The 12812-nt window shown below is 62.2% G+C and carries 14 protein-coding genes and 1 tRNA gene; 5 read left to right on the forward strand and 10 right to left on the reverse strand.

Annotated features, from left to right (window positions below; genetic code table 11):
* Nucleotides 1–10: 10 nt before the first annotated feature.
* Together GJ700_RS11200 and GJ700_RS11205 are read right to left on the reverse strand one after the other, a co-directional pair.
* Nucleotides 11–304 carry a helix-turn-helix transcriptional regulator gene (locus tag GJ700_RS11200; protein WP_154373687.1) on the reverse strand — a complete coding sequence of 98 codons (294 nt, stop codon included), beginning with the start codon at nt 302–304 and terminating at the stop codon, nt 11–13.
* A complete protein-coding gene (locus GJ700_RS11205; protein WP_154373689.1) occupies nt 297–1598 on the reverse strand; it encodes a type II toxin-antitoxin system HipA family toxin in 1302 nt (433 codons plus the stop codon). Before GJ700_RS11205 ends, GJ700_RS11200 begins: the two co-directional genes overlap by 8 nt.
* Nucleotides 1599–1790: 192 nt before the next feature.
* Here GJ700_RS11205 and GJ700_RS11210 point away from each other — a divergent pair, with 192 nt between their 5' ends.
* A complete protein-coding gene (locus GJ700_RS11210; RefSeq protein ID WP_154373691.1) occupies nt 1791–2246 on the forward strand; it encodes a hypothetical protein in 456 nt (151 codons plus the stop codon).
* Here GJ700_RS11210 and GJ700_RS11215 read toward each other — a convergent pair whose 3' ends face one another.
* Together GJ700_RS11215 and GJ700_RS11220 are read right to left on the reverse strand one after the other, a co-directional pair.
* Nucleotides 2247–2636 (reverse strand): hypothetical protein, encoded by a 390-nt coding sequence (locus GJ700_RS11215; RefSeq protein WP_154373693.1) that lies wholly within the window; start codon nt 2634–2636, stop codon nt 2247–2249. It abuts the gene before it with no gap.
* A complete protein-coding gene (locus GJ700_RS11220; protein ID WP_229506929.1) occupies nt 2633–3124 on the reverse strand; it encodes a Panacea domain-containing protein in 492 nt (163 codons plus the stop codon). Before GJ700_RS11220 ends, GJ700_RS11215 begins: the two co-directional genes overlap by 4 nt.
* A 123-nt stretch (nt 3125–3247) precedes the next feature.
* Between GJ700_RS11220 and GJ700_RS11225 the strand changes: the two genes are divergently transcribed.
* Together GJ700_RS11225 and GJ700_RS11230 are read left to right on the forward strand one after the other, a co-directional pair.
* A complete protein-coding gene (locus GJ700_RS11225) occupies nt 3248–3463 on the forward strand; it encodes a hypothetical protein (RefSeq protein ID WP_154373695.1) in 216 nt (71 codons plus the stop codon).
* 138 nt (nt 3464–3601) lie between these two features.
* Entirely contained in the window at nt 3602–4540 is a 939-nt protein-coding gene (locus GJ700_RS11230; RefSeq protein ID WP_154373697.1) for an AEC family transporter, read from the forward strand.
* An 8-nt stretch (nt 4541–4548) separates the two neighbouring features.
* Here the strand turns inward: GJ700_RS11230 and GJ700_RS11235 are convergent, their stop codons facing one another.
* Nucleotides 4549–6021 carry a glycoside hydrolase family 88 protein gene (locus GJ700_RS11235; RefSeq protein ID WP_154373699.1) on the reverse strand — a complete coding sequence of 491 codons (1473 nt, stop codon included), beginning with the start codon at nt 6019–6021 and terminating at the stop codon, nt 4549–4551.
* A gap of 253 nt (nt 6022–6274) precedes the next feature.
* On the opposite strand from GJ700_RS11235, the gene GJ700_RS11240 reads away from it, so the two are divergent.
* Both GJ700_RS11240 and GJ700_RS11245 read left to right on the forward strand, forming a co-directional pair.
* Entirely contained in the window at nt 6275–6619 is a 345-nt protein-coding gene (locus GJ700_RS11240; RefSeq protein WP_154373700.1) for a toxin, read from the forward strand.
* Nucleotides 6616–6933, forward strand: a complete 318-nt coding sequence (locus GJ700_RS11245) for a helix-turn-helix domain-containing protein (protein WP_371867918.1) — start codon at nt 6616–6618, stop codon at nt 6931–6933. The genes GJ700_RS11240 and GJ700_RS11245 overlap by 4 nt, the downstream gene beginning before the upstream one ends.
* A gap of 231 nt (nt 6934–7164) precedes the next feature.
* On the opposite strand, the gene GJ700_RS11250 is transcribed toward GJ700_RS11245, so the two are convergent.
* From GJ700_RS11250 to GJ700_RS11270, 5 genes are all read right to left on the reverse strand, one after another.
* A tRNA-Ser gene (locus tag GJ700_RS11250) sits at nt 7165–7254 on the reverse strand.
* Between the two features lie 23 nt (nt 7255–7277).
* Nucleotides 7278–9320 (reverse strand): putative bifunctional diguanylate cyclase/phosphodiesterase, encoded by a 2043-nt coding sequence (locus tag GJ700_RS11255; protein WP_154373702.1) that lies wholly within the window; start codon nt 9318–9320, stop codon nt 7278–7280.
* A 2-nt stretch (nt 9321–9322) separates the two neighbouring features.
* On the reverse strand, nt 9323–10495 hold the full coding sequence (locus GJ700_RS11260; protein ID WP_154373704.1) for an HDOD domain-containing protein: 1173 nt from the start codon (nt 10493–10495) through the stop codon (nt 9323–9325).
* Between the two features lie 193 nt (nt 10496–10688).
* A complete protein-coding gene (locus GJ700_RS11265; RefSeq protein ID WP_154373706.1) occupies nt 10689–11309 on the reverse strand; it encodes a response regulator in 621 nt (206 codons plus the stop codon).
* A 16-nt stretch (nt 11310–11325) separates the two neighbouring features.
* A complete protein-coding gene (locus GJ700_RS11270) occupies nt 11326–12684 on the reverse strand; it encodes a cache domain-containing protein (protein WP_154373708.1) in 1359 nt (452 codons plus the stop codon).
* Nucleotides 12685–12812: the final 128 nt, after the last annotated feature.

A 12812-nucleotide genomic window follows, 5' to 3' on the forward strand; every position in this document is an offset into this window, starting at 1 on the left:
GCGGCTCCCGCTATTCGCGCTGCAAGCCTTCCTTGCGCACGAAGGCGACTTCCAGCCCAAACACGGCGCCGATCTGGTTCAGCGTATTGACGGTCGGGTTGGCAATGCCACGCTCGATTTCCTTGATCACCTTGATGCTGACACCCCGGTGCTCGGCAAATTCCGCCTGCGTCAATCCGGACAATGCGCGCATTCGCTTGACGGCATCCCGCAGCGTCACCTGCCCCCGGCTGATCTCGTCATACAGCGCCACGCGCTCGGCGCGCTGCACCGCACGGTCCGGCGGCTTGCGGCGTTTATCCATGGGCCACTCCCAGTTCCTGCAATTGCCGCAACTGGCCGGCGATCGATGGCCGCAGGTACGTCACGATGTCATCCTCCACGCCCGCGGCGTGCATGACGGCATCGAGCCGCGCGACTTCCTCCGCAAATGCCGCCAGCCCTTCCCGCAACGCCGCCCTTTCCGCGTCGCCGACGTCCAGCGCAGCCAATACGTTGCGCCAATGCTGCAACTCATTGCCGCCCTGCGGGTGATACCAGCGGCTGGCGCGGGCGATGCCTTCCGGGTCCAGGTACATGGGGGCAAAGTCAAACAATGGCGTCAGGCGCACGACGCCATCGCGCACTTGCACGGCGGTGTTGCGGGCATGGTTATCGGTGTTGCGCATGGCGAGATTCAAGACATCGCGCTTGAGGAATTCCAGCGTTTCAGCCTGCGGGTCCGTCACCACCTTGCGCAGCGCGTGCAGCACGTCGAACTGCGAAGGCCGCATGTCGAACCCCACGATACCCGCAATAGAAGCCGCGCTTTCCTGGTGGTGGCGCAGTACGCTGCCACCCGACACGGTGCGGTCGAAACGGGGAATGAACAGCATGTCGCCATGCAGCGTAATCTCGCCTGCCGTGCGCAAGCCCAACTCCCGCGCGACGCGCATATAGGCCGCTTCGTTGCGCAATACTTTCCGGTCCGCTTCCGCTTTCCCCCGCGGCAGTTTGACGATCACGTGGTTGGCAGCCTCCGCATCCGGCAATGCGCCGTCCGCATGCCACAGCCCGGCGCGGTCCTGCGTCAACAGGAACTTGGGGGCGGCGCCCTGGATACCGGTGGTGCCTGCCGCCAGCATGCTGTGCACCAGCATGCGTTCGACAAATGGTTCGCCACGGTCGAGAATCTGCGCCAGCGTCAACCCGTGTTCGACGTTGCTGGCCGCATGGCGGCCGGCATGCTGTTCAAAATACGCGACCGCTTCGCGCACGCGGATACAGCCGATCGGATTGAAGGCGCCGGCACAGATCAGGGCAAAGTCGGCTGCCGCATCGTCGGCCAGCCGCAACTGGCCCAGCAGGTATTTGCGGCCATTACCCTGCGGCACCAGGTCATATAAAAAGCTGGGCCAGTGTTCCGTCTGCCGCAATTCCGTATTGACGGGTAAAACCAGCGATACCGGTGCAGGCGCAGGCCCGGCGGAAAATACATAGTCCAGTTCATATTCGAACGTGGCCCTGCCCCGCACGCCGCCGGCGCGGGGATCATCGACCGTCACAATGGCGCAGTCACGCCAGCCGGCATCCGCGTAAATTTCAAGATGGCATTCCAACTTAGCACCTATAGGTATCTCATAACCGCCAATATTGGCATTTATGGGTACTTAAAGGTACCTATAAATACTTCCGCCGTCAATGCGCTCCCTCATTATTCGAAGCCATCCTCTGACAGCAAATGCTTTCCATAAGGGAATTTTGTGACATAATCCTGCTATAGACTTAGCATCAACCCGTAGCCGATTGTCATGTCCCAAAGGTACGAACCCACCGAATTACTGGAGTTGCTGGACTGGCAAGTCCAGACCAGCCTGCGTCACATCGTCGGTACCATCATCATCGGCCTCCTTGCCGGATGCCTGATCGTGTTTGGCGAGCACAGCCTGGAACGCGCCCGACCATTGTTTTCCGTAATCGACCAGAATTACGGCCTGTGGCAAAACGGCTTTGGCTTCGTGACCATCCTGATCGGCTTCGTGTGGGTGGCCGCCATGATGCAAAAATTCAGCCTGTACCAGGATTGCGTGCGCAAGCGGCAAATCCAGCAGCGCGTGGTCGACCAGCACCGCGCCAAGGAAGAAGCTGCGCAAGCGCGCCGCCTCCAGCGCGAACAGGAAAAAGCCGAGCGTGAAGCGCTGGAAAACAAGCCCGTGCTGGCCGGCGGCGCGCTGCGCAAGCGGAACGAAAGCCGCTTCGACTACTGATTATTTCTTGCTGGCCGCGCCGAAAATAAAGCTCAGCGCGGCGGTGATCAAGCCAAGCAAGCCTTTGCGCGTTTCCGCCAGTTCCGCATTGCCCGGGAAAAATAACGTCACAAACACGCCGATCAGCGACACGCCCACCACGGCGCCCGCGATATTGGTCGAGGCCGCGCTATTGGCGCCAAAGAAGCGGCCCAGCACGCCGAGATTCTGCCGATTGTGCTCCAGTTGGAACGTGGCGCTCGAGCGCCGGTAAAATTCCGCCTCGTCCTGGGCGGTGACGTTGGCCGATGGCGCCTGCATCGGTTCGGCGCTGGCATCGATGGTCACGGACGCAATCGATGGCGGCGCACCCGGCGCTTCGGCCGGCGTGGGCTGGAAAGGAGTCGTCAAGACTGGTGGGTCCTTTGCTGGGCGGTGTCGGCGGCCTGCTTGAAATGGCGCGCAATGATCTCGAATGGAATGCCGGCGTTGCGCACGCCGGCCGCGGCTTTCCACGTCACGTCCCACGGGCTGCCCAGCGCATGGGTCATTTCCGACAAGCGGATGCCGGTGAATTGGCCGTATTGTTTCCAGACATTGTCGAGGAACTGGCGCAATTCCGTATCGGCCGGCGCCGGCACTTCCTTGCCGTCCTCGCTGGCCTTGCCGTCGATTTCCGCGCTGCCGAAACGCTTGAATTCGTGGTACAGCGACGGGATCACGGGACCATAGGGCCACGCTTCCACCGCTTCATCGATCAGCGGCTGCCCCGTGTAGCCGGCGTACCAGCCGTTCGCGTAGTACACGAGCTTTTGCAATTTCATCGGCGTAATGCCCTGCCCGCTGGACTTGGCCAGGTCGATGAAGTAATTCGCAATGGCTTTAGGACTGTGCAACATGGCGCGTTTCCAATGTGGGTTGATAGACAGTTTAACACTGGGTGTCCATACAGCCAAATACAAGCGCGCGCACGCGGCCCAGCGTGCTAGACTGGCATCACCACTCTTTGCATGGGAGGACTTATGGCAACATCGCACGACACCTATACCCGCCGGCAAGGTTTGCGGAAAACCTACGATGTGGATTTCACCAGCCTGCGCTACACCATCTCGCTGGATGGCAAGCAGCTCAAGCAAGTCGAGCTGCCGCTGGACATGCTGGCCGCCTGCGGAGGCGAGGCCAGCTGGAAAATGGCGGTGGCCGATATCGAGAATTTGCGGGGCATGACGGAGCATTGAATGCTGGCTGAACGGCCGGATGATCGGGGCAGCTGACTGGCTGCCCTTTTTGTTATTCGCAGCGTTGCTCCCGGCAAAGAGACGCGCCAGATGCGATACTGTCGGGCTATCCGCCTCGCCGCCAGTCCGAATTCCCGCATGCTCGACATCCTCGCCATCACCACCCCCATCTACATCATCATCCTGCTGGGCTATATCGCCACCCGCACGGGACTGTTCGCCAGGCTGGAAATGCGGACGTTCGGCAAGTTCGTCATCAACCTGGCGTTGCCCGCCCTGGTATTCAACGCCATCGCGCAGCGCAAGATCGCCGACATCCTGCATCCCGCTTACCTGCTGGCCTGCCTGGGCGGTTCGCTGATCGTGCTGGGCGCGGCTTACCTGTCCGGAAAAAAGCTGGCAGGCATGGCGCAAGCCGATGCGATCATTTACGCGATGGGAATGAGCTGCTCGAACAGCAGCTTTATCGGTTATCCGATCCTGCTGCTGACACTGGCGCCGGTGGCGGGCGTGGCACTGGCCATGAACGTGCTGGTCGAGAACGTGGTCATGCTGCCGCTGATTATCACGCTGGCGGAAAGCGGTGGCGACGGTGGCGGCGCGCGCAAGGTGCTGCAACTGACGCTGGCGCGGCTGGTCCGCAATCCGCTGATCATCGCACTTTCGGCAGGGCTGCTGGTATCGCTGCTGGAATGGCAACTGCCGGCGCCGCTGGGCCGTACCGTCACGCTGTTTGCGCAAGCCAGCGGCGCGCTGTCGCTGTTCGTGATTGGCGGCACCCTGGTCGGCTTGCCGATGCGCGGCATGGCCCGGCAAGTTGCCCCGATCGTCGCCGGCAAGTTGGTGCTGCATCCGCTGGCGGTGGCGCTGGTCATGGCGGCGCTGCCCTATGCCGGTGTCACGCCGGCCGAGCCGGCATTACGGCATGCCGCCGTGATGATGGCGGCCATGCCCATGATGAGCATTTATCCCATCGTTGCACAGGCCTATGGGCTGGAAAACCGCAGTGCGGCTGCGCTGGTGTTGACGACAAGTGCGTCGTTTTTCACGTTGAGCGGGCTGTTGTGGCTTGGTTGAATTGCGCGCTACAGCACGCCTGGGGCGCCGCCGTCTATCAATTCAGTCGCCAGCAATAATGCCATCGCCCCGCCCCGGGGATCGGCGCCCAGCAGCGCCGGACGGTCCAGGTAAGCCTGCAGGCTGGCTTGCTTGCCGGTGCCGGTGCAGACGTCGGCCAGTTCGCCGTCGCGTGCAATGCGCAGGCGGATACCGTACCAGGCACGCGCCAGCGCCGCGCCAAACGGCGCCCCGCTGTCCGCGTCCGCCAGCCAGCCGCGCCGGATACCGCGCGCCAGCGCCACCGCGATCATGCAGGTGGCGCTCAATTCCAGGTAACTACCCGGCACGTCGATCACCTGCCGCCACATGCCGTCGTGCGTCTGGTGCGCCAGCAACGCGGCCAGCAGCGCCTGGAATTCCCGCAGCACTTGCGGATACGCAGCATGGTCCGGCGGCAAGTACTCCAGGCTGAACAGCAGCCCCAGCGCGGCAAAGCCGTTCCCCCTCCCCCACGCCGCATCCGACAATGGCGAATGGCGGTACAGCCCGTCGCTGCGCAGGGTGCGCTGCTGGATGAAACGCATGTGGCGGCGGCACATGTCCGCATAGCGCGGCTCGCCCGTCAGCGCCCCCACCTGCGCCAGCAGCGGGCACACCAGGAACAGCGAATCGCTCATCTCGTCATGCAGCGGCATCGCGTCGCGGGGCTGGCTGTGTTCGTCGAACGCCAGCGCGGCCGCCGCGCGTGCCAGTTCCAGCCAGCCGGGTTTGCCGGTGGCTTGCGCCAGCACACCAAACAGCAAGTGCCCGGCAAAGTGGCTGCTGGTCAGGTTGGTCAGCGCGTGCTTGCTGCCTTCCAGGAACGGGGCGGCGATGGCTTCGACCGCCTGCGTTTCGCCCAGCCGCAAACGCCCCACCAGCGCCATCGCGGGAATGTAGACCGGCTGTTCGAGTGCGTTCGCATAGCGTGCGCTCAGCATCTGCGCAATCTCCCGCGGCGTGCGCGCCAGCCTGCGCCACTGCTCGGCGCGCGCCGGCGACGGCTGGCTGTGCCACGCGGCCAGCGCGGCGGTCACGCTGTGCGGCGATAACTCGCGCATGACAATGACCGGGATGGCGCCCATGCCGGCCACCGGGCGCAGCGGCAATTGCGTGGCCAGATCGTCGTCGCGCTCGTTGCTGCGGACGGCCAGCACAAGGTCCGGTGCATGCAGGCCGATCCAGCGCCAGATGCCATGCGCGGCGGGCGCCGGCGCATAGGCTTCACCGGGCGGCGGATAGCTTGCCGTTGGGTCGGGGTCGGCCAGTGCCGACAGCAGGTAGCGTTCGGCCAGGCCGGATGCGCTGCTGTGGAACCATGTGTACAGCGGGGCCGGGTCCCAGCCTGGCGCGCCGATCAGCAGGATGCGGGGGTGTTGGGTGTCGTAGCTGGCATGGCGGGGATCGATGTGGGCGTGGATCGGGTGGCCGGTGGTGGTCAGGGCGATTGTGGTGGGCATGGGCGGGTTGGGCTGGCAGGTGAAGCTTAGGTTACCACAGTTGATAACGATAACAATTCAATCGTCACCTGCGGACAGATGGCCCTATTCTGTTCTCGTTTGCATCCTGGAGAGACGACGAACGCGGATTATGAGATGCCAACCATTGAGCACATTCATGCCTCAATTTTCCCGCGTCTATAAATTAATGAGGAGGGCGGGGAATGTAGCGCCGGTTTGATAAATATACGCAACTAACGTACACTTATCTCATATGGATGCCACCTTTATTGAGCTTCCAGCGTTTGAACGGCATCGGGAAGACTACCTCAGCGATGAATCGTTCCGGCAGTTACAAAAAATGCTGCTGGCTAATCCACGAGCGGGCGATGTCATCGAAGGAACCGGAGGACTGCGCAAGGTCAGATTTCTTGATTGGCGCAGGCAAAAAGGGAAGCGGGGCGGCATTCGCGTCATCTACTACTGGCGACTTAGTGAAATGCAGTTTTTGCTGTTTACGCTATATGACAAGGACGAAGCTTCCGATCTGACGTCTTCGCAGAAGAAAGTGCTAAAGGGATTGTTGGAACGCGAACTCAGAGAAAGGATGCTGAAGTGATCAAGAAACGCGATATTTTTGCCGAACTCGTTGAGGGTTTTGACGCATTGGAGGCTGAGCGCGAGGGTAAGAAGACCTTACGCCGACACAAGGTCGAGGTCCGAGAAGTAGCGCCAGTTACACCGAATGAATTGGTTACACTGCGGAATAGTCTTGGGATGTCGCGGCCGGTAATGGCGCGCTACCTGAGGATCAATGACCGGACACTGGAGAATTGGGAACAAGGGAGAAGCAAGCCGAACGATCAGGCTTGTGCGCTGATTCGGTTGGTGGAGAAATATCCGGATATGCTGGAGCGATTGGCTAGTGTTTGACCGTTTTTTGCTCGCGAGTCGCCTCGCTCCCGCTCGCTAACGGCCACTGCAGATCAGTGCGCGCCCACGGCGCGCAAAGCCGCTCGCGCTCCGAGCGGCAGTCAGGCGATTCGAAGAGGTACGCGCGTAGTACGCGCGAGACCTTCGAATCTCACTCGCAAGGCGCGCAGGCGCCTTGCTCGTTTCCGCCAAGAAATAAAAAAAGCCGCATGAGCGGCTTGTTTTATTTCTTGGCGGAAACGGTGAGATTCGAACTCACGAACGGCGTAAACCGTCGACAGTTTTCAAGACTGTTGCCTTCAACCACTCGGCCACGTTTCCTGATGTCGGTAAGACCGCCAGCATTATACAGGGACTTGCACCGGCGTCCAGTTCTCCCGTAACGCCTTTTCAAATTCCGCCGCCGGCAGCGGTTTCGAGAACAGGTAGCCCTGCACTTCGTCGCAGCCGGATGTCTTCAGGAACGCCAGCTGCTCCACCGTCTCCACCCCTTCGGCAATCACCTTGTGCTTCAGTTGCTGGGCGATGCTGATGATGGTGCTGGCGATGGCGCAATCGTTGGCGTCCAGCGGGATGCCGGTGGTGAACGAGCGGTCGATCTTCAGGGTGTCGATCGGGAAACGCTTCAGGTACGACAGGCTGGAATAGCCGGTGCCGAAGTCGTCCAGCGATAAGGTCACGCCCAGCGCCGTGATGCGGTCCATGATGCCGATCACGCGGTCAATGTTGTGCATCAACGTGCTTTCCGTGATTTCCAGCTCCAGCCACCACGGCTCCAGGCCATAACGCTTCAAGGTTTCCATCACGCGGCCCGGCAGCGCCGACGTGAATTCGCGGGCCGAGACGTTGACGGCCAGGCGCACCGGCGGCAGGCCGGCTTCCTTCCACGCCTGCGCCTGCGCGCATGCCGCTTCCAGCACCCACTCGCCCACCTGCACCACCAGCCCGGTGGCTTCGGCCAGGGGGATGAATTCCGCCGGCGGCACCAGGCCGCGCTCGGGGTGGCGCCAGCGCACCAGGGCTTCGGCGCCGATGATCTGGCCGCTGGAAATCGAGAACTTCGGCTGGTAGTGCAATTCCAGCTGGCCGTTGCCCAGCGCATGGCGCAGGCCGGATTCGATGCGCATGCGTTCCTGCATGCCCTGGTTCATGTCGTGGCTGTAGAACGCCACGTGCTCGCCCTCGACGTCGCCTTCCTGCTGCTTGGCGCGGTACATGGCGATGTCCGCCAGGCGCAGCAGGGTTTCCGCGTCGCCGCCGTCTTGCGGGTAGACGCTGATGCCGATGCTGGCGCCCACGCGCAAGTCGTGGCCGTCGATATAGAACGGTTCCACCAAGGTGGCGATCAGCTTTTGCGCCACCGTGGACGCTTCGTAGTGCTGGTGGATGTCGAACAGGCCGACCGCGAATTCATCGCCGCCCAGGCGCGCCACCAGGTCCTGGTCGCGCAGCGCCAGGCGGAAACGCTGCGCCACTTCGCGCAGCAATTCGTCGCCGATGCGGCGGCCAAGCGTATCGTTGATGACCTTGAAACGGTTCAAGTCGATGAACAGCACGCAGCCTTGCGCGCGGTTGCGCTGCGCCACCGTCAGCGCCTGGTCGACCAGCTTAGTCAGCAGGGTGCGGTTCGGCAGGTTGGTCAGCGCGTCGTAATACGCCAGGTGGTGGATACGCTCTTCGGCGGTCTTGCGTTCCGTGATGTCGGTCAGATAGGCAATCAGGCCCACCGGGCGGTCGTCGCGGTCATGCAGCGTGGACAACGACAGGCTGGCCCAGAACACCTCGCCGGACTTCTTTTTGCGGCGTACCTCCATCAGGCGGCCGCCGTGTTCCAGGAAGGCGTCGTTGAAGCCCGCGTCTTCGTCGTCATACAGGAACAGGATGTTGCGCCCCACGGCTTCCACCGAGCTGTAGCCGAACAGGCGCTCGGCGCCCTTGTTCCAACTGGTGATGAACCCGCTCAAGTCCATGGTCAGCACGGATTCGTGGATCTGGTCCAGGATTTGCGACTGGTGCTGCAACTGCGCTTCCACCTGCACATAAGCGTGGGTACTGCGCTGCGCCAGCGAATGCACTTGCAAGACGCTGGCGGCCAGGCCCGCCAGGCTGGCCAGTTGCTGGCGCTCGAGGTCGGAGAACTGGGCGCGGCCGCCCACTTCGAACATGCCGAAATACTGGTCTTCGAACTGGATTTCCTGGATCAGGCTGCCATGGAACGGCGCCGGCAACTCCGTCCCGGCCGGGACGTAGCGGCCATCCGGGCTGTTGGCGACAGCGCGGGCAATCCGGCCCAGCTCCTCTGCCAGTGCGGGGCCCCGCAGGCGCAACACGGCGTCGCATAAAGCGGCGCTGCTGCCCAGGAAGTCGGAGACCGGATGCGCCGCCATGGTTACAGGTTCCTGCTGACCTGGATGGCCCAGTGGTAGGCCTGTAGCAGGCTGCGCCACCAGGTTTCGTGGTCCAGTTCAAGATCGTTCAGCGCACTGCTGTCGGGACGGTCCTGCTCCACGACTTTCAGCAATTCGCCAAACGGCCCGGCGCGGTCCAGCAGCGCCATTACCACGTCGAGGTCCAGGCTGAGCGCGCCGACGATTTCCGTCATCGGCATTTCCAGCAACACGTCCAGCAGTGAAAACACGCCGGTCACGAAAGCCATGTCCTGCTGGTCGCGGTCGCCGCCGCGCAGCTTGACCAGCGCTTCCATTTGCGCCGCGCGCACGGCCGCCAGCGGCAACAACGGATTGGCGCTGCCATCATCCTGCTGGCGCGCGTACAGCAGCAGTTGCAGCCAGCGCTGCAACTGGCGGCGGCCCAGCACATTGATGGCTTGGCCGAAGCTGTGGATCGGGGAACTCAGGGCAAAGGCGGCGGAATTGACCACCTTCAGCAAGTGGTACGACAGCGCCGGGTCTTGTTTCAGCAAGATTTCCAGCTCGCGCGAATCGGCGTCGCGCGCCAGCAAGCCCAATAGGGCCAGCAAACGCTTGCGCGACGTGCCGTCCGATGGGTTGGTGTCTTCCTCCGGATGGAGCGCGTGGTTGCCGCAGAACAGCGTCAGGCCGGCCGCCTTGGCCGCGTCGCGGCGCGCCTGCGTATCGACGTTCAATGCCAGGTGCGGGCCCGCCATCGTCAGCATCGCCAGTTCGCTGGGCACCGTGGTGCTGCAATCGAACGCCATGCTGCGGATGCCCGCCTGGCCGGCGTGGATGCCGCCCTCGCCTTCCACCAGCAGGCGGTAGCCCTGTTCCGCCAGTTGCTTGCATTTCTTTTGCAGGCCGGCATCCGCGCAAGCCGACAGCGGCACGCGGAACATGATGGCGTTGGAAGGCAGCGAGCGCAATTGCGCGGGATCGGTCACGGTCAGGTCTGGCGCAGTGACGATGCAATCGAGCGGCGCCAGCGCCGCCTGCATATCGGGATAGCCGAATACCGCCTGCAGCGCGTGCAGCGCATCGTCGGGGCCGGCCGCAATATCAAAAGCCAACGCCACCCATTCATGCTGGGCGTTCGTCACGGCTTTCAGGCCCACCAACGGAAACGGGCTCGATTCAGGCAAAGACATCAGTATCTCGGGGTTGGTAGTGCGGCAATGGTATGTCAAATATTGATCACAGGCAATCAATTGCGTACCAGAAACAACACTACGTCATGCAATTTAACAATCTATCCTCCGGGAATCCCGGAATGCCTGAATATATCAGAAATTGCCGAACAGACAGCCGAAGCACCAATTGTGTGCACCCTCCCCTGCTATATTAACTGCCGCCACTTGCAAATTGCACGGCATACCGGATCAATTCCGCCTGGCCTTCGATTCCCAGCTTGCGCTTGATGTTGAGGCGGTGCGTTTCCACCGTGCGCACGGACAAATCCAGGTCGCGGGCGATCTGCTTGTTCGAGTGGCCATTGGCGATGTGGCGTAACACCTGGTGTTCGCGCGTGGTCAACTGGTTGTCGATGTTTTGCGGCTTGGCCAGCTGGCGGGCCAGCGCCGCACTGTAATAAATCCCGCCCGACATCACGGTTTCAATCGCCACCACGATATCCTTGCCCGGCGCATCTTTCAGCACGTAGCCGCGGGCGCCGGCGGCAATCGCCTGCGACACGTATTCCAGCTTGTCGTGCATCGACAGGATCAACACGGCGATTTGCGGGAATTGCTGGCGGAATTGCGCGGTCGCTTCGATGCCGTTACCGCCACGCATATTGATGTCCATTAGCACCAGGTCGATATCGATGTGGCGTGCCTGTTCCAGCGCCTCCGCCGCGCCGCCCGCTTCGGCCACCACCTTGAATTGCGGCATGGCTTCCAGCCGCGCGCGCAAGCCGTCGCGGACCAGGGGGTGGTCGTCCACCAGCAGGATCTTGATCGTCATTACCGGTTACCTCTCATTAACTTTCATTTTCCACCCGTGCCAGCACCACCGTGCCGGCCGGAGAGGAGCTGATATTGAACGTGCCGCCAATCGCATCCATCCGTTCCATCATGTTGCGCAAGCCGATGCCCCGTTTCGGGTGCACGGCGATGCCGGCCGCATCGAAGCCATGGCCATCGTCGCTGATGCGCAAGGTCACGCCCCGCGCTTCACCCGTCAGGCTGATTTCAATATGGCTGGCCGCCGCGTGGCGCTCGATATTGGTCAACGCTTCCTGTGCGATACGGAACAGCACCGTGTTGGCCACGTCCGGCAAATCTTCCGTGCAGCCTTCGGCCGTGAACAGCACGGGGATACCGCAACCTTGCCGCACTTCTTCGGCCAGGTGTTCCAGCGCGGCGGCCAGGCCCAGGTCATCGAGGATGGCGGGCCGCAGGTTGTGCGAAATGCGGCGCACTTCGCCCATCACGTTATTCAACTGTTCGGCAGTGTGCTCGAACACGGCCAGCGCGGACTCGCGCTGTTCAGCCTTGCCTCCCAGGCGGATAATGCCCGCCTCGATTTGCAGCTTGATCGACACCAGCCACTGCGAAATCCCGTCGTGCAGGTCGCGCGACAGGCGGGCCCGCTCTTCTTCCTGCGACTCCACCACGCGCTGCGCCAGCACTTTCAGCTTGGCGTCCGCCACCCGCGATTCGCTGATGTTCAGCGCCAGTCCGGACGTGCCCACCACCACGGCCGCCGCCGTGGCGATGATGGCGATCCACAGCATGGTGTTCTGGATATTGCCCTGCTGCTGGATGTCGACCAGCGCCAGCGCGCGGTCCACGTCGTCCAGGTAGATGCCGGTGCCCATCATCCAGCCCCACTTGTCCAGCTGGATCACATAGCCCAGCTTGCGCTCCGGCTTGTGGCTGGACGGCTTGATCCAGTAATAGCGCTCAAAGCCGCCGCCATTTCTTGCGCGCGCCAGCAGGCGCTGGATGGTCGGCACGCCTTCCCGGTCGCGCAGCTCGTACAGGTTCTGCCCCACCAGTTCCGGCTGGCGCGGGTGCATCAGTGAGCGACCCTGCATGTCGTAGACAAAGAAATAGCCATCGTCGCCAAAACTCAAGCCTTCCAGGATGCGCTTGGCTTCATCCAAGGTGGCGGCGTCGGTGCGGCCGCTCTGATAGAGTCGGGCGATCGAGTGCTGCGCCAACGTGACGTAGTGCTTGAGTTCCGCTTCCTTGCTGGCCAGGTAGGCGCGCTGGATGGTGTCGCGCTGCTGTTGCGCCAGGATCGCGGCCTGGTGCTGCACAGCCCAGGCAATGGCGCACAGGGCCAGGATCAGCGGCGCAATGGCGAGGAAAATGACTTTCTGGCGAAGTTTCATGCGGGAATTCTACCTCCCATGGTCGCTTCGCCGCTGCGTATTACTACTTATTGGCCTGCGTAGTGGTGCGCTTGTGGCAGTTATGCACCTCCTGAATACTTGTCATCAGCAACAAATACAACTTCGGA

The organism is Pseudoduganella rivuli, from assembly GCF_009674485.1.
GTDB classification, from domain to species: domain Bacteria; phylum Pseudomonadota; class Gammaproteobacteria; order Burkholderiales; family Burkholderiaceae_D; genus Rugamonas; species Rugamonas rivuli_B.